Origin of the sequence: Rhodococcus sp. IEGM 1372, from assembly GCF_030056835.1 — a bacterium.
GTDB lineage: Bacteria > Actinomycetota > Actinomycetes > Mycobacteriales > Mycobacteriaceae > Rhodococcoides.
In genome coordinates, this window is sequence record NZ_JASHKS010000047.1 from 12,933 (window position 1) to 31,781 (window position 18,849).

An 18,849-nucleotide genomic window follows, 5' to 3' on the forward strand; every position below is an offset into this window, starting at 1 on the left:
CAGGACCGATACAGTCGGGGTATGAGTACCGAGACCTGGACGCTCGACGCATCGCACGGCGGACAGTTGGCTGTCCGGACGGATGTCACCGGAAAGGCATCCAAGATGGGGCATCGCCTCACGATTGCGGTGACCTCCTGGACCGCCACCGTCGAGTGGTCCGGGGACGCACCCACCGCGGTCACCCTGGACGCCGAGGTGGGATCGATCGATGTGATCGACGGCGAGGGTGGACTGACGCCCTTGATCGGACCGGAGAAGACAGTAGCGAAAGCCAACGCGCTCAAGAGCTTCGACGCCGGCCGATACCCGTCGATCACATTCCGATCGACCGACATCACCGCCGTCGACACCGGATTTCGACTGACCGGCATGGCGGAGATCCACGGCGTTTCGAGGGAGGTCACCGTGGATGTGAACGTCACCGACCTCGGAGATCGGTGGCATCTCGTTTCGGAAACTGCTGTGCGTCAATCGGATTACAAGATCACCCCGTATTCGCAGATGTTCGGAGCCATGAAGGTGGTCGACGAGGTCACCGTGACGTTCGACGCCGAGTATCGCAAGCCCTGAGTCTTTCCAATTCGACTGTCATGGTGGACACTACGGCGATGAGTCGAAATCGATGGATGTTCGGATCCTGCTTATCGGCCCTGACGCTGGCCGTAGCGTTGACCGCGGGCTGCAGCAGTCCAGCGACCTCGCCTGCCGATGGACCTCCGGGGGTGAACGTCAACGGCGTCGGAGAAGTGCAAGGTGCGCCAGACATGCTGACGACCCAGATCGGCGTTCAGGCCACGGCCGAGGACGTCACCGCCGCCATCGAACAGGCGAATGCGGCCGTGAGTGACGTCACGGACGCGGTTGTCGCGGCCGGTGTCGCCCGCGAGGACATCCAGACTCAGCAGGTGTCGATCGATCCGCAGTACTCCGGCGCACTGCCGGGCGGCACCTCTGCGATTTCCGGTTATCAGGCCACCAACACCCTGCAGGTGACGGTTCGCGACCTGTCGAGGGCGTCCGCAGTGCTGGGAGACGCCACGTCGGCCGGCGGAAACGCGACCCGCATCTCCGGGGTCTCCTTCAAGATCGACGACGATTCCGAGCTGATCGCCGATGCCCGGTCCAGGGCATTCGCCGACGCCCGCAACCGCGCCGAGCAGTACGCGTCACTCGCAGGCGGAGAACTCGGGGACGTTCTGTCGATCACGGAGTCGATCACCGGCCAGGAGCAGCCGAGGTCGTTCGGCGAGTCCGCCACTTCGTTCGACACGGCAGTGCCCATCGAGCCGGGACAACAGACCGTCAGCGTGAGCGTGTCAGTGAAGTGGGCGTTGAACTAGGTCCCGGCCGGCGGTGGCAGGCGGTAGTTCACCGGGGTGGCCGAGAAGTCCAGAGGATTGCGGACGCCCTCGGCCGCTGCTCCCGGAACCTGGACTCGCGGTTCGAGCCCGAGCGACTCCGCGAAGGCGAAGGCCTCGTCGATCGAATTGACCGGCCCCGCGGGGACGTTGCGGGCCATCAGTTCTCGGTACCATTCGTCGGCTGTACGTGATCGCAAAGCCGAGTTCAGGATGTCGACCAACTGATCTCGATGTTCGACGCGAGCAGAGTTGGACGAGAAGCGCTCGTCTGCAGCCAGTTTCGGCATAGCCAGCACCTCCGTAAGCGCCGAGAATTGCCGGTCGTTGCCCACTGCCAACGCGAGCGGACGGTCGGCGGTCTCGAACACCTCGTACGGTACGAGCGATGGGTGCTTGTTGCCCATCGGCCGCGGTACGACGCCTGCCCCGAGATAAGCCGAGGACTGGTTGCTCAACGCGGACAGGACCGACGCCATCAGTGAGGTATGCACCTGCTGACCCGCACCGGTGTTCGATCGATGATGCAGCGCCGCAAGGATTCCGCTGAGTGCGTGCAATCCCGTGACGATGTCGACCATCGCCACTCCCACTTTGGTGGGCGTCGAGGAATCGGGGCCGGTGACGCTCATCAGACCGCCGACGGCCTGCACCACCAGATCGTATCCCGGAAGTGCGGAGCCTCCGCCAGTGCCGAAGCCGGTGATCGAGCAGTAGATCAGACCGGGATTCGTCTGCGAGAGCGTCGAATAGCCCAGGGCGAGCCGGTCCATCGCGCCGGCCCGGAAGTTCTCGATCAGAATGTCTGCGCCCGAAACGATCTCCTGCGCCTCGGCTACGCCGCCCTCGGATTGCAGGTCGATGAACCTCGACGTCTTGTTGCGATTGACCGAATTGAAATACGTTGCCGTACCGGCAGAGTCGTACGGTGGTCCCCACGATCGGGTGTCGTCACCGATCCCGGGCCTTTCGATCTTGATGACCTCGGCCCCCATGTCGCCGAGCATCATCGTCGCGTACGGGCCTGCGAGTACGCGAGAGAAATCCGCGACGACAAGCCCTGCGAGTGGACCGGTGGCATCTGTCATCGGTCCACTGTATGACCTCGAGGTTTACGCGACGGCGAACGACCGCTTCGCCAAGCCGAATTGAAAGCCGGAAATGGCTGTGGTCACCGGAGCTTCCGGGTTCTCGGCGGCACCGAGCGTGACGAACAAAGGCGTGAAATGTTCGACGGTGGGGTGGGCATACGGCATACCCGGTGCGGCTCTGCGGAAGTCCGCCAACGTCGCGACATCACCGCGTGACAACGCGTCGGCCGCCCAGAGATCGAAGTCCTCCGACCACGTCGGCACGGTGTTGGTGACGAAGTTCTCGCGCGAGAGGAACGGCAGTCCGTGCGTCATGAACCCGGAACCGATGACCAGCACGCCCTCGGCACGAAGCTCTTTCAGCGCAGCGCCTATCGCCATCAGCCGGTCGGGAGCATGCGTCGGCAGGCTCAACTGGAGAACGGGGACGTCGGCGTACGGGTACATCACCTTCAGGGGAACCCAGGCACCATGGTCGAGTCCGCGAGAGGTGTGTCGGTGCAGATTTTCCGACGCCGGGATTGCCGCGGCCACCCGTGCGGCCAGCACCTCTGCGTCGGGCGTCCGGTATTCCATCGAGAAGTAGCGCTGGGCGAATCCGCCGAAGTCGTAGACCAGCGGGGTCGCAGCCGCCGACGCGGACAGGCTCAGCGGGGCCTCCTCCCAGTGCGCGCTGACGATGAGGATCGCCTTCGGCTTGGGCATCGACTGCGACCAGGTGAACAGCTGGTCCATCCAGAGTGCGTCGTCGAAGACCGGGGGTGCGCCGTGGCTGATGTACAGGGCGGGCATCGGACCGTCGCTCGGAGTCCACAGTTCCTGTGACCGGCTCGCGGGTGCGGTATCGGCGAGAAATGCGTCGAACGCTGCTCCCGCGACGGGCGGGTTGATCACAGATGTCATGGCGGGCCCTTCGAGTGTTTACTTGAAGCTTCAAGTTACCACTCGAGTCGATTCATGACAACGTCACCTCGCGGGTAGACCTCGATCGCCGGTGACCTCAGCGTCCACTATTCGTGCCTGGAAACCTTTTCCCGTTAGCGGGAGCGAATTGTGGACACTCACGTCAGTGCCGTGAGGCGTCCACGCACCGTATCGATGATGCGGTCCACCACATCATCGAGGTTGCTACCACCACACCCAACGTCAACTCGAAGGCCATATCGGCTACTCCACGACGACGCGGCCACCCCCGGGCAGGTTGGGAGTGTCGGTGGTGATTGTCAGATCGACGCGACCGGCTCCGGTGTCGAGAGTGAGCGGCTCGGTCGATATTCCACCCGCCGAACCGGATCGACCGTTGTCGATGTTGTTCCACACCACAGTCATCGGAACCGGCACCATACTTGCCGCGGACGAGCCCATGTCACCCGCGCCAGAAATGTTGCTCACGGTCGTCACCGTGACTTTTCCTGCCTCCGCACCAGTCGTTGCCGTGGCCTCGACCGGTCCCGACCCGAAGCTGATGCCGTGTTGAAAGAACACGAATGTCTGCACCGGGCGTAATTCGGTCGTGGTCGCGGCCGCAGCGATTCCTGCCGTCCCCAGAGTCAAGGCTCCCGCTGCCAACGGCGCCGCCACGAGGCGAGTGACTACTTTTCTCGAAAACACGATGCTCCCCATTTCGTTGGATTCGTCCGACGTCTGAGATCATCGTGCAACAGACCAAGTGGTATGTAAACCCCTCGGGGCCTAGGCTCGGCTGCATGCCGGACGCCGTCTATCGCGCACCCATGCCGGGCGGCGTCGAGCGTGCCCTCGCCTATGGTCTCTGCGGAATGGCGGCCGACGACGAACGCTCGCTACGACGCGTCGAGCGCTTCGAGCAGGTTCCGGACGGATCTCTCGTCTGGACGCGCACCGAGCGTGGCGAGTTCTTTCTCGGACGAATTTCCGGTCCTCTACGTGAGGATCGCAGCGCCGACGCGGTGGCGTCGAACATGATTTTCGTGCGGGACTGCCAGTGGACGAGCGAACCCGTTCCCGAGCGCCAGGTTCCCGCGGCGACACTGCAGACCTTCGCGCGTGGTGGCCGCAATTTTCAGCAGACCCACGACCCGCGGGTCGGTGCGGAGTCGGCTAGCGTGTGGCGAGCGCGAGGTCGTTGACCTGGGGATCTACCTGCACGACGGAGTAGCCCTGGATCTCGAACTTGTTCTCGCCCTCGGGCGGTCCGAGGACGGCACGGACGATCAGCGTTGCGGCGGCAGCGACGAGTGCGATCACGATGACCACTGCTGCCACGATCAGCAGGGTCCGTGGGCCACCGAACAGGTTCTTCGAGCTCATGGGTCCATCATGGCCCCTGCGGGATGAGACACGAATCGCGCGTGCGGAAGTAATAAAGGTGTTGATCAGATGAGTTCATGGCTACAGTGAATCTGTGACCGATTCACCCGAGCCCGATTTCTGGTCGTTCATCGACACCGCCAACACCACGCTGGCCCGGGACTACGGGTTCGAGCACCAGCTGGCCACCGAGGTACTACTGACCCTGAACCGGGCGTCGAACATCGTCACCTACGACCTCGAAGCGACGGTTCATCGCCCGCGAGGCTGGTCGTGGTCGTCGTTCCGGCTGATGTTCGTCACGTGGTTGTCAGGCCCGATCGAGCCCAAGCGGGCGGCCGAGCTGACGGGTATGAGCCGCGCGGCCGTATCCAACCTGTCCAAGACCCTCATCGCCGGCGGACTGCTCGCCAGCACTCCCGACGAGAAGGACGGGCGTTCGGTCCGCCTCGCCCTCACCGCACAGGGCCACGACGAGATGGTCGAAGCGTTCGCCGAACAGAACGAACGGGAGAACGCGTGGGCCAGCGCGCTCACCGAACCCGAGCAGCGGATCCTGGTGATGCTGTTGACCAAACTCATCACCCACCGCAACCAATTCGACGTCCGGGGACGCAACTGAGGGTTGCGTAGATCACGTAAAAATAGTTAATGTGTTTACTATAAGCGGTGAACACAACACAGGAGCGATGACGTGGCCTACTACCGGCAGCTCGGATCGGTACCGCCGAAGCGGCACACCCAGCACCGAACTCCCGACGGCAACCTCTACTTCGAGGAGCTGATGGGCGAGGAGGGCTTCTCCTCGGACTCGTCTCTGCTCTATCACCGCCACATTCCGTCGGCCATCGTCGACGCCACGGTCTGGGATCTGCCCGACCAGACGACGACCCCGAATCACCCACTGATGCCGCGGCACTTGAAGCTGCACGAGCTGTCTCCGGAATCCGTCGTCGCCGACACCGACGTCGTCACCGGTCGCCGGCTCGTCCTCGGCAACGCCGATGTCCGACTCTCCTACGTCGTCGCATCGAAAATCTCACCGCTGTATCGCAATTCGATCGGCGACGAGATGGTCTACATCGAATCCGGTTCAGCCACCGTCGAAACCGTGTTCGGAACCCTCGAGGCGCGGCAAGGCGACTACGTGCTCATTCCGCGTGCCACGACGCACCGCTGGATTCCCGACGGCACCCTGCGCGCCTACGCCATCGAGGCCAACAGCCACATTGCACCGCCCAAGCGCTTTCTGTCCAAGTACGGCCAGCTGCTCGAGAACGCCCCCTACTGCGAACGCGATCTGCGCGGCCCCACCGAGCCCCTACTGGCAGACGGCAGCGACGTCGAAGTGCTTGTCAAACATCGTGGTTCGACGGGCATCGTCGGAACCCGATACGTCTACCCCAACCACCCGTTCGACGTGGTGGGATGGGACGGTTGCCTCTATCCGTACACATTCAACATCTCGGACTACGAGCCGATCACCGGCCGGGTGCATCAACCACCGCCTGCGCATCAGGCATTCGAGGGGGCCAATTTCGTGATCTGCAATTTCGTGCCACGCAAGGTCGACTACCACCCATTGGCGATCCCGGTGCCGTACTACCACTCCAACGTCGACTCCGACGAAATCATGTTCTACGTCGGCGGCGACTACGAAGCCCGCAAGGGCTCGGGCATCGGGCAAGGCTCGATCTCGGTACATCCGGGCGGTCACGCTCACGGGCCGCAACCCGGTGCCTACGAACGTAGTATCGGCGCAGAATTCTTCGACGAGCTGGCCGTCATGGTCGATACGTTCCGCCCCCTCGAACTCGGAGAGGGCGCGCTCGCGTGCGAGGACAACGGTTATGCGTGGACGTGGGCAGGCCGGGGGCCGAACCGATGATCCCTCCGCTCTTCCGTCGCCTGTGCGACGACGCCGCCGCCTTCCCACCCGGCAATGCGCCGCTCGATGTTGCTGTGGCACAACATCTCGAGCACCGGGCCAGTGCGTTCGCAGACCTCGTCGGCCCGTTGGTCGTCCCGATGGACCGTGTGGGCGAGCTGGACCTGGGTGCTCGGATGGAGGTGGCGTTGACCGCACCTGCCGGGCCGCGCAGTGTGGAGGCAGGCCTGCGGGCAGCCGACCGCACGTCCGGCGTGACGGTCGTGTCCATCGAAGTCGCAGTCCCCCAGGGCACCGACATCGATGTGCTCCGCAACATCACTCAGGACATGGACATCTATGTCGAGATTCCCCGGGACTCCCGAAAAGACGACATCTTCGACGCCGTCGACGAGTTCGGGTATCGCGCCAAGTTCCGGACCGGTGGCGTCACGGCCGACCAGTACCCAGACGAACACGAGCTCGCCGCGTCGATCTACCAGGCGGCACAGCGCGAGGTCCATTTCAAGGCCACCGCCGGTCTGCATCACGCGGCGCGTAACACCGATCCCCACAACGGTTTCGAGCAGCACGGCTTCCTCAACGTGATTCTTGCGGCCGAAGCAGCGCACAGCGGCGCTCGCGTCGGCGAGCTCGAGAAGATCCTGGCGATCAGGGACGAGGAGGTCCTCGCCGGAATCGTGGCCGGGATCGAGGGCCAACGCGCCTTCGCCTCCTTCGGCACCTGCAACATTCGTGAACCCCTGGACGATCTCATCCGACTCGGACTCGTCCCACCTCTGTGACCTAGGAGCGCCGCTCATGACGCACATCGACATTCCCGCTGATTCCGAGTTCGGAATCGACAACCTCCCCTACGGCATTTTCAGCACTCCGGGCACGAACGCTCGTGTCGGAGTTCGCTACGGCGACAACGTGATCGACCTGTATGGAGCTCTGGGTGACGCAGACTTCGCGTCGACGAGCCTGAACGCATTCATGGCTCGCGGACGCAGTCGGTGGGCGGAGATCCGCTCGTCGGTCACCGACATGCTCGCCGGTGGCACGACCCCCGCGGAAGCAATCGTGCCCGTTTCCGACGTGACGATGCACCTGCCGTTCGAGGTGGCCGACTACGTGGACTTCTACGCCTCCGAGCATCACGCAGCCAACCTCGGCCGACTCTTTCGCCCCGATGCCGAACCGCTGCTACCGAATTGGAAGCACCTGCCCGTGGCGTACCACGGTCGGTCCGGCACGGTCGTCGTCTCCGGCACCGACATCACCAGGCCTCGCGGCCAACGCAAGGCACCCGACGAGGCGTCGCCCACCTTCGGTCCGAGTCGGCGACTGGACATCGAGGCCGAGATGGGCTTCGTCGTCGGCGTTCCGTCCGACGGGCCAATATCGCCGGATCGGTTCTCGGACCACGTGTTCGGAGCCGTCATCGTCAACGACTGGTCGGCGCGCGACATCCAGGCCTGGGAGTACGTTCCGCTGGGGCCGAACCTCGGCAAGAGTTTCGCGACCTCCATCTCGCCGTGGGTGGTACCCCTGCTCGCGCTGGAGCACGCACGAACCTCGACGCCGGTTCAGGACCCCGAGCCGCTCGATTACCTCCGCGAATCTCGTTCCTGGGCTCTCGACATCGACCTGACCGTCGCGTGGAACGGGCACGTCGTCTCGCACCCGCCCTACACTGCAATGTACTGGTCGCCGGCTCAGATGCTCGCGCACGAGACCGTCAACGGTGCGACATCGCGAACCGGCGATCTGTTCGCCTCGGGCACCATCTCGGGACCCGAGAAGAATCAGCGCGGGGCATTCATCGAATTGACCTGGGGTGGAAAAGAACCCGTGACACTCGGCTCGGAAACCCGAACCTTCCTCAAGGACGGCGACGAGATTTCCATCGCTGCGAGTGCCCCAGGGCCCAACGGATCGCGCATCGGATTCGGTGATGTCCGGGGTCGCATCAAGCCGGCCTGAACAGCTACCAGTCCGAGCGCACGATGAGGGACTGCTCGATTTCGAGTGCTGCGTCGCGCACGGCCTGCCCCCACAACACGCCGGCCGAGGTCGACACCCTCTCGATCGGTCCCGCGACGCAGACGGCGGCCACGATGCGCTGGTCTCGGCGAACCGGGGCGCTCACCGAGGTCAGTCCCGGGGTTCGCTCGGATACAGATTCCCACCACCCGAGTTCGCGGCTCTCGGAGTCGGCGTCGAGATCGCCGGCCAACACGTGACCGGCCGACCCCGCTCCGAGCGGAAGTAGCGCCCCCACCGGCAACGACGCGCGGAGTTCGTGCTGGGAATCCTCGGAGACCAGGCACAACCGATGCGATCCCCGCAATACCCACAGCTGGGCGGATTCTCCGGTCTCTTGCCGCAGGCGCCTGAGAATCGGTACCGCGAGCCCGCTGAGAGTGGAGGTGCCGAAGCGGTCACCGGGATGAAGAAGACCGTCGTTGTCCCGGCGGAGCATCGAGTACCGCACCATCTCGCCGACCAGTCGATAGACCGTCGATGCAGACAGGCCCAGTATTTTGGCGAGGTCACCGGTGGTTCGCGGACATGCCTCGACGGCATTGAGAATCGCCGCGGCCCGGGCCAGCACCCCGGTAGTGGTGTCGGCGCTACCGTCCGTCACTGCTGTCGACCTCCGTTTTCGATTCCCGTACAGCATCGGCTACATGGCCGACACTGCTTACGCAGCATAGGTGTCGGACCGGTCCGTGACGCTGTCAGCAGGGCCGAGCGCCACGATGGACGCCGGCCAGATCGCGGTAGGTGAGCGCGTTGGCTGTGCAGTGCTCCACCTCCTCGTCGGTCAGTTCCCGCCGAACCTTGGCAGGGACACCGGCGACCAATGATCTCGGCGGGATCTGTGCACCTTCCGTCACCAGTGCACCTGCGGCAACGAGACAGTCCTCTCCCACCACGGCACCGTTCATGATGACGGCAGCCATGCCGACCAAGGTTCCGTCGCCGACGGTGCAACCGTGCAAGACGGCATTGTGTCCCACACTCACGTTGCGTCCGATCGTGAGCGGGAAGCCCGGATCCACATGTGCGACAACACCGTCCTGAATGTTGGACCCACCACCGATTGTGATCTCCTCCGAGTCGGCCCGTAGAACGGCCTGGTACCAGACACTGCTGTCCGGACCGAGATTCACTCGCCCGACGAGCGTCGCGGTGGGGGCGAGCCACGCGGATGCGTCGACGGTAGGAGATCCGCACTCGAGCGCGAGCAGCATCGACCCTGGGTTCTTGTCGGTCATGAGTTCCTGTTTCCTTCCAGCGGCACGAATATCTGAGAAATCCACATCACAGTGGTTGTCATACGTGATCCAGCACACTATGGTCATTCCTACCAGAAGATAATGCCTTTATCAAATAATGATAATTGGCCATCTTCACTCTGACTTACTACGTACTGCAGGGAGTGACCACCGGTGTCCATCACCACTGAGAACGGCCCTTTGCACGGAATCCGTGTGATCGAGCTGGGCAATTTCATCGCTGCACCCTTCGCGAGTCGCCTTTTCGCCGACTTCGGTGCCGACGTCATCAAGATCGAGCGCCCCGGCGTCGGCGACGAACTTCGCGGCTGGCGTCGAAGCCGTGGAGACACCTCCATGATGTTTCGAACCATTGCTCGCAACAAGCATTCGGTGACTCTCGATCTGCGTACCGACGAAGGCCGCGATCTCGCGCTGAAGTTGGTCGAGACCGCCGATGTCGTCGTGGAGAACTTCCGGCCCGGCACCCTCGAGCGGTGGGGACTGGGACCCGACCGACTACAGGAAGCCAATCCCGACGTGGTCATGGTCCGTATCTCGGGCTACGGCCAAACCGGTCCGCATCGAGACCGGGCCGGATTCGGCGGGGTAGCAGAAGCATTCGGCGGATTGCGCCACGTCACCGGCCACGCGGATCGCGAGCCCGTTCGGCCAGCAGCACCCATCGGCGACGTACTGGCCGGATTGCACGGTGCCGTCGGCGCTCTCGTGATGCTCCTGGCCCGCGAACGGAGCGGAAATCATTCCCGGCCCAAGGTTGCCGACGTCGCACTCTACGAGGCGGTGTTCATGGCCATGGAATCGCTGGTCCCGGACTACGACGCATACGGCACGGTTCGCCAGCGCACAGCGGGCAATCTTCCCGGCGTGGTCCCCAGCGGCATCTATCCGTCCCAGGACGGCAGCGTCATGATCGCCGGGAACTCGAGCAGCGTGTTCGGACGGCTCATGACTGCGGTGGGCCGAGCAGACCTGGCCGCCGACCCGGAACTGGCCAACGGCGACAAACGATTTGCGCGCGAGGCCGAACTCGACGGAGCCATCTCCGACTGGACGTCGGTAAGGCCGACAGCTGTTGTCGTCGACGAACTCGGTGCCGCGGGCATTCCCGTCGGCGAAGTGTTCGACGCAGCTCAGATCGCCGACGACGAACACTTCGTTTCACGCGGGATGGTCCAACCTCTGAAAGTCTCTGTGGAACAGGGCAGTACCGAGGAAGTGCGCTTTCCCGGAGTGGTTCCACGCTTCGGCGACGAACCCACCGCCGTGAAGTGGGCCGGACCGGACCTCGGCGAGCACACGGACGATGTCCTCGGCCGCATGCTCGGACTCACCGAGAAGCAGCTCGACGATCTCCGCGCCAGGAAGGTGATCTGACATGCCTCGCGTACACATCACCGACGTCTATCTCCGCGACGGATTGCAGGACGAGAAGTGCATCGTCCCCACGGAGGACAAACTCGCCGTACTCGACGCCACCCTCGCGTCGGGCATCACGACCGTCGAGATCGCCTCGTTCGTTTCTCCCACCCGGGTGCCGCAGATGGCCGACGCCGAAGAGGTCGTCTCGCGTGCACCGCGCCGATCCGATATCCGTTACACCGCATTGACATTGAACGGACGGGGAGTGCACCGGGCCGCCGAGACCGACATCGATGTCATCCAGGTCGTCACCTCCGCCAGTGAGGGCCACAGCCGCGCGAATGCCGGACGGTCGTCCGAGGACGCTCTGCAGGATTGGCACCGTGCAGTCGCGGCGCATCCGGATCGGACGTTCATCGGCGGAGTCAGTACCGCTTTCGTGTGCCCGTTCGACGGCATCATCACGCCCGCACGGCTCGTCGAGGTCTGCACCCGCATGGCCGACATCGGCGTATCGAGCCTCGGTCTCGCGGATACCCTCGGCATCGCGACCACCGACCAGGTACTGGCCGGAGCCGACGCCGTCCGAAGGGCGTTGCCCGAGTTGACGATCAGCCTGCACCTGCACAACGCCCACGACCAGGCCCTCGAGACAGCGGTACGTGCAGTGCTCGACCTCGAGATCGAGCACTTCGACAGCGCGCTCGCCGGGTACGGCGGTTGCCCCTTCGCCCCGGGCGCGCACGGAAACCTGGCCACCGAGCAGCTCGTCGACAGGTTCCATCGCGCCGGAATCGACACCGGTATCGACACGGCTGCTCTGGCCACCGCTGCCGATCTCGCTCGTTCAGTGGTCGATCGCGCTCTTCCTCTCCCCACTTCTGCTTCCGCTCTCTGATCAGGCGGGCTCCGGTCCGCGCATCGCCGCTTCCCCTGCGGCACAACCTCATCCTCCGTCCGAAAGGCCAGCCGTGGTCTACGCAATCTCGATCATCGCCCTCATCGCAATCTTCACGGTCGCGACGATCACCCCCATCAACATGGGCCTACTGGCCTTCGCCGGCGCTTTCCTCATCGGTGGCGCGATATCCGGCATACCTATCGAAGACATCATCGACGCATTCCCAGGTAGCACCTTCATCATCGTCGGTGGCATCACCTTGTTGTTCGCCATCGCCAAAGCCAACGGAACCATCGACGTCGTCATCGATCGATCCCTCCGACTGGTGGGCGGACGGCGCTGGGCCATCCTGTGGATGATGTTCCTGCTGTCCGGCCTGCTGATGGCCCTCGGATCCGTGCTCGCCGTCGGCATGCTGGCACCGATCGCGATGCCGCTGGCCAAGCGCAACAACATCAATCCCTTCCTGATGGGCATGGTCGTCAGCCATGGCGCGCTCGCCTGCTGCTTCTCCCCGATCAACCTCTACGGCGCTTTCGTCAACGGCTTGATGGACTCCACCGGTGTGGGCTCACATCCGCTCGCGCTGTTCCTCATCCCGTTCGTTCTCAACACGCTGATCGCACTGGTTCTCTTCCTCGTTCTCGGCCGCGACCTGATCAAAGACCGCACGCGTGCGTTCGACGTCCAGGATCTCCGCGACCAGGAGGGCGGGCTGCCGGTGCCGTCAGGACCGCGTCCGGGCAACACCGGGTTGCCCGAGGGCAGCGGTGGCGGCACCGCCGTGCAAGTCGAAGCCGATCCGATCGAAGCAGCCTCGGTCACAACGGTTCCCGATCAAGCCGTCCCCCTGACTCGAGTGCGCGTACTCACGCTTCTCGGTATTGCCGCCCTGGTTCTGCTGTCCGTGACCTTGGGCGTCGACATCGGCGTCAGCGCGATCTGCGTGTCGGTCGTGTTGTTGCTGCTGGCACCGAAGACTCATCCGAAGGTGGTCGACAACATCGCCTGGCCCGCCGTGGTTCTGGTCTGCGGTGTTCAGACGTACATGGCAGTCATGACCCAGAACGGTACGCTGGGATTCCTCGGCGACGCCGCCTCCGCCCTGGGATCACCACTGCTGACGGCACTCATCCTGTGCTACGCGGTGGCCATCATCTCGGCGTTCGGATCGTCGATCGGCACCATCGGTATCGCCCTCCCACTCGCTGCACCCATGCTCGCCGCCGGCGAACTGGGAGCCATCGGATTCGTTGCCGCCATTGCATTCTCGGCGACGGTGGTGGACGTGAGCCCGTTCTCCACCAACGGCGTGATGGTCCTGGCCGAAGCACGAGTGGACGACAAAGCCCGATTCCAGCGAAAGATGTTGGGTTACTGCGGACTCGTCGTTCTCCTCGCTCCGCCGACCGTATGGTTGCTGACGGTGGTCGGGCCTTCGATGACCTGATTCGAGAGCCACTTCGGCCCCTGCCTCGACGCGGACGTGCTCAGTCGCGCGTTCGTCGAAAGGCAGGGGCCTTCGGCGTTCTCTCGGGCTCGGCAGTGTTCAGCAACGGCATCGCTCGAAACTCGACCAGTTCCGAGAGCACGACCACACTGGTGGACCGTGCGATCGTACGAGACTGGTTGAGCACGATCAGAGTTCGCTGCAGGTCGTCGTGCGAGGCGGCCGCGACCCGGCACAGCACGTCGCCGGCACCGGTCGTAGCGAATGCTTCCAACACCCCGGGTATTTGCTCCAGAACAGCGACGACGTCACCGAGAGCGCCCTGGGCGATCTCCAACGTCACGAACGCCTGAACGCCGTAACCTGCTGCAGCCAAGCCGATTCGAGGTTGATACCCCCTGATGACACCGGTGTCCTCCAGTCGCTGCAGACGGGCCGACACAGTCGCACGCGCAACGCCGAGCGTCCGCGACAGCTCGAGCACGCCGATCCTCGAATTGTCATGCAGCGCAGCGAGCATCGCCCGGTCCAACTCGTCCAATGTGGATTCCATCGCGCACCTCCAGTTTTCTGTACGAATTGTATAGCAAGCCGCGCATTCTCCTGGCCCATCTGCACAGCTCAGCTAGCAGAAGTCCGGTCGATTGACACCTCTCACCGGCAATGTTTGAGTCATCAGGACAGTTCGCTCAGCTCGAACCGAAGGCGGCCGATCCCCTTGTCGCCGCGCCCGAGCCATCACACCAACCAGGGAGCCTTCATGAGCCTCGACAGCATCCTCAACGACGACGAAAGATTGGCCGATCTCGATGCAGATCAGCTTCGACAGCTCGTCGGCCTGGTCGAGTACGACGACAAGAAAGATCCCTTTCCGGTCAGCGGCTGGGACGCCATCGTGTGGGTCGTCGGCAACGCGACGCAGACCGCGCACTTCTTCCAGTCCGCGTTCGGCATGGAGCTCGTTGCCTACTCCGGCCCGACAACGGGCCAACGTGACCACCACGCGTACGTGCTCAAGTCCGGCGCAGTGCGTTTCGTCATCAAGGGAGCCGTCGATCCGGACAGCGATCTGGTCGCCCACCACACCCGCCACGGTGACGGCGTCGTCGACATCGCGCTGGCCGTACCGGATGTGGATCGATGCATCGAACATGCGCGGGCCCAGGGCGCGCGAGTACTGCAAGAGCCGACCGACACCTCCGACGAGCACGGCACAGTCCGCACCGCGGCCATCGCGACCTACGGCGACACCCGGCACACGTTGGTGGACCGCTCCCGCTACACCGGCGCCTACCTACCCGGCTACGTACCGCGAACGTCGACGTTACAGCGACCGGAAGGAGCTCCCAAGCGCATCTTCCAGGCTCTCGATCACGTGGTCGGCAATGTCGAGCTCGGAAAGATGGACGAGTGGGTCGACTTCTACCACCGCGTCATGGGTTTCACGAACATGGCCGAGTTCGTCGGGGCCGATATCGCCACCGATTACTCGGCGCTGATGAGCAAGGTCGTCTCCAACGGCAATCACCGCGTGAAGTTCCCACTGAACGAGCCGGCCATCGCCAAAAAGCGCTCACAGATCGACGAGTACCTCGACTTCTACCGAGGCCCAGGAGCACAGCATCTGGCGCTCGCGACCAACGACATCCTGTCCTCGGTCGATGCCCTCCGCGCAGCGGGCGTCGAATTTCTCGCCACACCCGATTCGTACTACGAGGACCCGGAACTGCGGGCCCGTATCGGCAACGTCCGGGTACCGATCGAAGAGCTGCAGAAGCGCGGCATTCTCGTCGACCGTGACGAGGACGGGTATCTGCTGCAGATCTTCACCAAGCCACTGGTCGATCGCCCGACGGTATTCTTCGAGCTGATCGAACGCCACGGCTCGCTCGGCTTCGGAATCGGTAACTTCAAGGCACTGTTCGAGGCCATCGAGCGGGAGCAGGACGCGCGCGGAAACTTCTGACTCGTGATCTGTTCGACGCCGCCCACTGTCAGCGTTCGGTGGGCGGCGTCGTGCGTCCCAGGCCACCTCGATCTTCGTCGAAGATCAACCACGTGCGGGTCGCCCGAACGCCGTCGAGCGATTGCAGTCCCTCGAGCACCACCAACCGCAGGCTCTCGTTGTCGGGAGTCCTGATGAGTACCAGCACGTCGAAATCCCCTCCGAGCAAGCTGAAATGGTCGACGAACTCCATCGCCCTCAGCCCCTCGGACACGGTCCGCCACGAATCCTGACGGATGGACAACGCGATGAACGCCGACGTCCCGAGCCCTGAGGCCGCGTGATCCACCTGCACGGTGAACCGTTCGATGACACCGGAATCCTTGAGTCTGTCCACCCGCGTATAGGTATGTGCCCGCGAGAGATTCAAACGATCGGCCAGCACTCGCATCGATATCCGGCCGTCCGCGCTGAGCTCGGCGAGGATGCGACGATCGGTGTCGTCCAACTCCACACGCCTCGAGACGTCGTCCATTCGTCCGCTCCTACCTCGTGGTTCGTTGCGCCGATCGGACAGATTCTGGATTCGCGTGGCAATCGGCGGCCATATGTCTGCAATTCTACGACGATCGGACTTGTTCATCACAAAATCGGCCAGAATCGCCGTACAAGCCGATTTCAGGAGAGTGCGACATGACGACCGTCGAGAAGGTAGCGGCAACGTCCTACCAACAGTTCATGCCCGCCGACCGTCCCGTGCAGTATCTCGCGCCGGACGGGACGGGCGTGGACAGTGCCGCCCGTTACGCACACCCGTCCAACGAGCGCCTGCTCGAGATGTATCGCTCGATGGTCCACGGTCGCCGATTCGACCAGCAGGCAACAGCTTTGACCAAGCAGGGCCGTCTCGCGGTCTACCCGTCTTCGCGCGGACAGGAGGCCTGCCAGATCGCGGCCGCCCTCTGCCTGGGCGAGCAGGACTGGATGTTCCCGACGTACCGTGACTCGATGGCTCTCGCGGCGCGAGGCGTCGACCAGGTGGAGTTGCTCGGCATGCTCGCCGGCTACTGGCACTGCGGCTACGACCCGACCGCCTACAAAATCGCTCCCCAATGCACCCCACTGGCAACACAATTGCTCCACGCGACCGGCTTCGCGTACGCCGAGGCCAAGCAGGGTCGCGACACCATCGCCCTCGCCTTCTGCGGCGACGGTGCCACCAGTGAGGGCGACTTCCATGAGGCCCTCAACTTCGCCGCGGTGTTCCGGGCACCGGTCATCTTCCTGGTGCAGAACAACGGCTTCGCGATCAGCGTTCCCCTGGCACGTCAGAGTGCCGCTCCCTCGTTGTCGCACAAGGGAGTCGGCTACGGAATCGGCAGCGAGCAGGTCGATGGCAACGACCCGATTGCCATGATGGCCGTGATGGACGAAGCCGTGAAGTACGTCAGAGCGGGCAAGGGACCGGTCGTCGTCGAGGCGCACACATACCGCATGGACGCGCACACCAACGCCGATGATGCCACGCGCTACCGCAAGGCCGACGAGGTCGAAGGGTGGCTGGCCCGAGATCCGCTCTCGCGCCTCGATTCCTACCTCGAAGGCCAGGGGCTACTCACCGACGAGCTGCGCGAGCAGATGACGGTGTCGGCCGACGCCGACGCCGCTGCGCTTCGCGCCGGCATGAACGTCGAGCAGGAGGTCGATCCCGAGGATCTGTTCCGGTTCGTCTACTCCTCCCCCACACCCGCCCTGATCGAACAACGCGATCAGGTTGCCGCCGAAATCGCTGCAGGAGAACTGTCATGACCACGATGACCATGGCCGGAGCACTGAACGCCGCCCTGCGCGACGCGTTGACCGAGGACGAGAAGGTCGTCGTGTTCGGCGAGGACGTCGGCACACTCGGCGGCGTCTTCCGCGTCACCGACGGACTGACCCGAGACTTCGGTGACGATCGCTGCTTCGACACCCCGCTCGCCGAGTCGGGTATCGTCGGATTTGCAATCGGAATGGCGATGTCGGGTTACAAGCCCGTCGTCGAGATGCAATTCGACGCCTTCGCCTACCCGGCCTTCGAGCAGATTGTGTCTCATGTGGCCAAGCTGCGCAACAGAACTCGTGGCTCACTCACCGCGCCGATGGTCATACGCATCCCGTTCGCCGGCGGTATCGGCGGCGTCGAGCATCACTGCGACTCGTCCGAGGCCTACTACGCCCACACCCCGGGCCTGAAGGTCGTCTCACCGTCCACCGTTGCCGACGCGTACTCACTGATGCGGGACGCCATCGCCGATCCGGATCCGGTGATCTTCCTCGAGCCGAAGCGGCTGTACTTCTCCAAGGACGACATCGAGCTGACCAAGACCGAGCCGATCGGCACCGCCGTCGTCCGCCGTGCCGGTACCGACGTCACTCTTCTCGCCTACGGCCCCACCGTGTCGGTGGCCATGCAGGCCGCGGAGTTCGCAGCCGAGGACGGCCGGAGCGTCGAAGTGATCGATCTGCGATCGCTCAATCCGTTCGACGACGAGACCGTCGCGGCCTCGGTACGTAAGACCGGACGCTGCATCGTGATCCAAGAAGCGCAGGGATTCTCCGGTGTCGCCGCAGAGATCGCGTCGCGGGTATCCGAGCGTTGCTTCCATCACCTGCACGCTCCGGTACTGCGGGTCACCGGTCTCGACATCCCCTACCCCGCACCGAAACTGGAGCATTTCCACCTGCCCTCCGCTGACCGTGTGCTCGACGCGATGGACCGACTGCAGTGGAACGACGCCCCCGACCTGAGCAAGGCGGTCACGGTATGAGCATGCAGGTGTTTCTGCTCCCCGACCTCGGGGAAGGACTGACCGAGGCCGAGATCGTCGAATGGAAGGTCAAGCCCGGCGACACCGTCACCATCGATCAGGTCGTCGTCGAGGTCGAGACGGCGAAAGCCTCCGTCGAGGTGCCCTGCCCGTTCGAGGGTGTTGTCGGCGAACTGCATGCCGCCGAGGGCACGTCACTCGCCGTCGGTGCTCCGCTGATCAGCATCACCGGCGGTGCCGTCGCCGATGTGTCCGCTGCCCATGAGCGTTACCGCGAAGAGGAGAAAGCCGGCTCTGGAAATGTGCTGATCGGCTACGGCACGGGACACGGTCCGACCGGCCGTCGTCGGAGAAAAGCGGCTACGCCGCAGGTGGGAGCGGCTGCGCCGCATGTGAGCGGAAGCTCGGCCCAGGCTACGTGTTGAGTCCGGGGACATATGAGACACGAGATGTCCAGGGACATGT

The 18,849-nt window shown here is 63.9% G+C and carries 21 protein-coding genes and 1 pseudogene; 14 read left to right on the forward strand and 8 right to left on the reverse strand.

What is annotated here, in order from left to right:
• The first annotated feature begins 21 nt into the window (after positions 1–21).
• Positions 22–573 carry a YceI family protein gene (locus QM590_RS23290; RefSeq protein WP_269596573.1) on the forward strand — a complete coding sequence of 184 codons (552 nt, stop codon included), beginning with the start codon at positions 22–24 and terminating at the stop codon, positions 571–573.
• A 56-nt stretch (positions 574–629) separates the two neighbouring features.
• Positions 630–1,343 (forward strand): SIMPL domain-containing protein, encoded by a 714-nt coding sequence (locus QM590_RS23295; protein ID WP_269596582.1) that lies wholly within the window; start codon positions 630–632, stop codon positions 1,341–1,343.
• Here QM590_RS23295 and QM590_RS23300 read toward each other — a convergent pair.
• From QM590_RS23300 to QM590_RS23310, 3 genes are all read right to left on the reverse strand, one after another.
• Entirely contained in the window at positions 1,340–2,449 is a 1,110-nt protein-coding gene (locus tag QM590_RS23300) for a CaiB/BaiF CoA transferase family protein (RefSeq protein ID WP_269596572.1), read from the reverse strand. The genes QM590_RS23295 and QM590_RS23300 overlap by 4 nt on opposite strands.
• A 24-nt stretch (positions 2,450–2,473) precedes the next feature.
• Positions 2,474–3,355 carry a dioxygenase family protein gene (locus tag QM590_RS23305; protein ID WP_269596571.1) on the reverse strand — a complete coding sequence of 294 codons (882 nt, stop codon included), beginning with the start codon at positions 3,353–3,355 and terminating at the stop codon, positions 2,474–2,476.
• Between the two features lie 264 nt (positions 3,356–3,619).
• Positions 3,620–4,033 carry a hypothetical protein gene (locus QM590_RS23310; protein ID WP_269596570.1) on the reverse strand — a complete coding sequence of 138 codons (414 nt, stop codon included), beginning with the start codon at positions 4,031–4,033 and terminating at the stop codon, positions 3,620–3,622.
• A 125-nt stretch (positions 4,034–4,158) separates the two neighbouring features.
• On the opposite strand from QM590_RS23310, the gene QM590_RS23315 reads away from it, so the two are divergent.
• Complete coding sequence (locus QM590_RS23315) at positions 4,159–4,560, forward strand: GAF domain-containing protein (protein ID WP_269596569.1); 402 nt, start codon at positions 4,159–4,161, stop codon at positions 4,558–4,560.
• On the opposite strand, the gene QM590_RS23320 is transcribed toward QM590_RS23315, so the two are convergent.
• On the reverse strand, positions 4,532–4,741 hold the full coding sequence (locus QM590_RS23320) for a hypothetical protein (protein ID WP_094634107.1): 210 nt from the start codon (positions 4,739–4,741) through the stop codon (positions 4,532–4,534). The two genes, QM590_RS23315 and QM590_RS23320, sit on opposite strands and share 29 nt — an antisense overlap.
• Positions 4,742–4,835: 94 nt before the next feature.
• On the opposite strand from QM590_RS23320, the gene QM590_RS23325 reads away from it, so the two are divergent.
• The 4 genes from QM590_RS23325 to fahA all read left to right on the forward strand — a co-directional run bounded on the left by QM590_RS23325 (position 4,836) and on the right by fahA (position 8,597).
• Positions 4,836–5,363, forward strand: coding sequence for a MarR family winged helix-turn-helix transcriptional regulator (locus QM590_RS23325; protein WP_269596567.1), 528 nt, complete (start codon positions 4,836–4,838; stop codon positions 5,361–5,363).
• A gap of 72 nt (positions 5,364–5,435) precedes the next feature.
• Positions 5,436–6,629, forward strand: coding sequence for a homogentisate 1,2-dioxygenase (locus QM590_RS23330; protein WP_269596566.1), 1,194 nt, complete (start codon positions 5,436–5,438; stop codon positions 6,627–6,629).
• A complete protein-coding gene (locus QM590_RS23335) occupies positions 6,626–7,414 on the forward strand; it encodes a PDZ domain-containing protein (RefSeq protein ID WP_269596565.1) in 789 nt (262 codons plus the stop codon). The genes QM590_RS23330 and QM590_RS23335 overlap by 4 nt, the downstream gene beginning before the upstream one ends.
• A gap of 16 nt (positions 7,415–7,430) precedes the next feature.
• On the forward strand, positions 7,431–8,597 hold the full coding sequence (gene fahA / locus QM590_RS23340; RefSeq protein ID WP_269596564.1) for a fumarylacetoacetase: 1,167 nt from the start codon (positions 7,431–7,433) through the stop codon (positions 8,595–8,597).
• Between the two features lie 4 nt (positions 8,598–8,601).
• Here fahA and QM590_RS23345 read toward each other — a convergent pair whose 3' ends face one another.
• Positions 8,602–9,261, reverse strand: a complete 660-nt coding sequence (locus tag QM590_RS23345) for an IclR family transcriptional regulator (RefSeq protein WP_256989319.1) — start codon at positions 9,259–9,261, stop codon at positions 8,602–8,604.
• A gap of 94 nt (positions 9,262–9,355) precedes the next feature.
• Positions 9,356–9,895 (reverse strand): gamma carbonic anhydrase family protein, encoded by a 540-nt coding sequence (locus QM590_RS23350; protein ID WP_094638798.1) that lies wholly within the window; start codon positions 9,893–9,895, stop codon positions 9,356–9,358.
• Between the two features lie 174 nt (positions 9,896–10,069).
• On the opposite strand from QM590_RS23350, the gene QM590_RS23355 reads away from it, so the two are divergent.
• The 3 genes from QM590_RS23355 to QM590_RS23365 all read left to right on the forward strand — a co-directional run bounded on the left by QM590_RS23355 (position 10,070) and on the right by QM590_RS23365 (position 13,629).
• The gene (locus QM590_RS23355; protein ID WP_269596563.1) at positions 10,070–11,293 is read left to right on the forward strand and encodes a CaiB/BaiF CoA transferase family protein; all 1,224 of its coding nucleotides are present in this window, start codon (positions 10,070–10,072) and stop codon (positions 11,291–11,293) included.
• Position 11,294: 1 nt separating this feature from the next.
• The gene (locus QM590_RS23360) at positions 11,295–12,176 is read left to right on the forward strand and encodes a hydroxymethylglutaryl-CoA lyase (protein ID WP_269596562.1); all 882 of its coding nucleotides are present in this window, start codon (positions 11,295–11,297) and stop codon (positions 12,174–12,176) included.
• A gap of 73 nt (positions 12,177–12,249) precedes the next feature.
• Positions 12,250–13,629 (forward strand): SLC13 family permease, encoded by a 1,380-nt coding sequence (locus QM590_RS23365; RefSeq protein WP_094668638.1) that lies wholly within the window; start codon positions 12,250–12,252, stop codon positions 13,627–13,629.
• Between the two features lie 40 nt (positions 13,630–13,669).
• Here QM590_RS23365 and QM590_RS23370 read toward each other — a convergent pair whose 3' ends face one another.
• The gene (locus tag QM590_RS23370; RefSeq protein WP_269596561.1) at positions 13,670–14,182 is read right to left on the reverse strand and encodes an Lrp/AsnC family transcriptional regulator; all 513 of its coding nucleotides are present in this window, start codon (positions 14,180–14,182) and stop codon (positions 13,670–13,672) included.
• A gap of 207 nt (positions 14,183–14,389) precedes the next feature.
• Between QM590_RS23370 and hppD the strand changes: the two genes are divergently transcribed.
• Positions 14,390–15,595 carry a 4-hydroxyphenylpyruvate dioxygenase gene (hppD, locus tag QM590_RS23375; protein WP_269596560.1) on the forward strand — a complete coding sequence of 402 codons (1,206 nt, stop codon included), beginning with the start codon at positions 14,390–14,392 and terminating at the stop codon, positions 15,593–15,595.
• Positions 15,596–15,623: 28 nt separating this feature from the next.
• On the opposite strand, the gene QM590_RS23380 is transcribed toward hppD, so the two are convergent.
• Positions 15,624–16,109: an Lrp/AsnC family transcriptional regulator gene (locus QM590_RS23380; protein ID WP_269596559.1), complete on the reverse strand. Its 486-nt coding sequence runs from the start codon at positions 16,107–16,109 to the stop codon at positions 15,624–15,626.
• 158 nt (positions 16,110–16,267) lie between these two features.
• Between QM590_RS23380 and pdhA the strand changes: the two genes are divergently transcribed.
• The 3 genes and pseudogenes from pdhA to QM590_RS23395 form a co-directional block, all read left to right on the forward strand.
• Positions 16,268–17,383: a pyruvate dehydrogenase (acetyl-transferring) E1 component subunit alpha gene (pdhA, locus tag QM590_RS23385; RefSeq protein ID WP_269596558.1), complete on the forward strand. Its 1,116-nt coding sequence runs from the start codon at positions 16,268–16,270 to the stop codon at positions 17,381–17,383.
• Complete coding sequence (locus tag QM590_RS23390; RefSeq protein ID WP_243610427.1) at positions 17,380–18,384, forward strand: alpha-ketoacid dehydrogenase subunit beta; 1,005 nt, start codon at positions 17,380–17,382, stop codon at positions 18,382–18,384. The genes pdhA and QM590_RS23390 overlap by 4 nt, the downstream gene beginning before the upstream one ends.
• Positions 18,381–18,785, forward strand: a pseudogene (locus QM590_RS23395) (biotin/lipoyl-containing protein); the annotation flags it as partial. The gene QM590_RS23390 and the pseudogene QM590_RS23395, both read left to right, overlap by 4 nt.
• Positions 18,786–18,849 lie beyond the last annotated feature (64 nt).

Excerpts from the sequence above, each read along its gene's own strand:
- QM590_RS23315 (WP_269596569.1), top strand. The coding sequence starts at position 4,159 with ATGCCGGACGCCGTCTATCGCGCACCCATGCCGGGCGGCGTCGAGCGT.
- QM590_RS23370 (WP_269596561.1), bottom strand. The coding sequence starts at position 14,182 with ATGGAATCCACATTGGACGAGTTGGACCGGGCGATGCTCGCTGCGCTG.
- QM590_RS23300 (WP_269596572.1), bottom strand. The coding sequence starts at position 2,449 with ATGACAGATGCCACCGGTCCACTCGCAGGGCTTGTCGTCGCGGATTTC.
- QM590_RS23350 (WP_094638798.1), bottom strand. The coding sequence starts at position 9,895 with ATGACCGACAAGAACCCAGGGTCGATGCTGCTCGCGCTCGAGTGCGGA.
- hppD (WP_269596560.1), top strand. The coding sequence starts at position 14,390 with ATGAGCCTCGACAGCATCCTCAACGACGACGAAAGATTGGCCGATCTC.
- fahA (WP_269596564.1), top strand. The coding sequence starts at position 7,431 with ATGACGCACATCGACATTCCCGCTGATTCCGAGTTCGGAATCGACAAC.
- QM590_RS23320 (WP_094634107.1), bottom strand. The coding sequence starts at position 4,741 with ATGAGCTCGAAGAACCTGTTCGGTGGCCCACGGACCCTGCTGATCGTG.
- QM590_RS23335 (WP_269596565.1), top strand. The coding sequence starts at position 6,626 with ATGATCCCTCCGCTCTTCCGTCGCCTGTGCGACGACGCCGCCGCCTTC.
- QM590_RS23380 (WP_269596559.1), bottom strand. The coding sequence starts at position 16,109 with ATGGACGACGTCTCGAGGCGTGTGGAGTTGGACGACACCGATCGTCGC.
- QM590_RS23390 (WP_243610427.1), top strand. The coding sequence starts at position 17,380 with ATGACCACGATGACCATGGCCGGAGCACTGAACGCCGCCCTGCGCGAC.
- pdhA (WP_269596558.1), top strand. The coding sequence starts at position 16,268 with ATGACGACCGTCGAGAAGGTAGCGGCAACGTCCTACCAACAGTTCATG.
- QM590_RS23295 (WP_269596582.1), top strand. The coding sequence starts at position 630 with ATGTTCGGATCCTGCTTATCGGCCCTGACGCTGGCCGTAGCGTTGACC.
- QM590_RS23290 (WP_269596573.1), top strand. The coding sequence starts at position 22 with ATGAGTACCGAGACCTGGACGCTCGACGCATCGCACGGCGGACAGTTG.
- QM590_RS23360 (WP_269596562.1), top strand. The coding sequence starts at position 11,295 with ATGCCTCGCGTACACATCACCGACGTCTATCTCCGCGACGGATTGCAG.
- QM590_RS23305 (WP_269596571.1), bottom strand. The coding sequence starts at position 3,355 with ATGACATCTGTGATCAACCCGCCCGTCGCGGGAGCAGCGTTCGACGCA.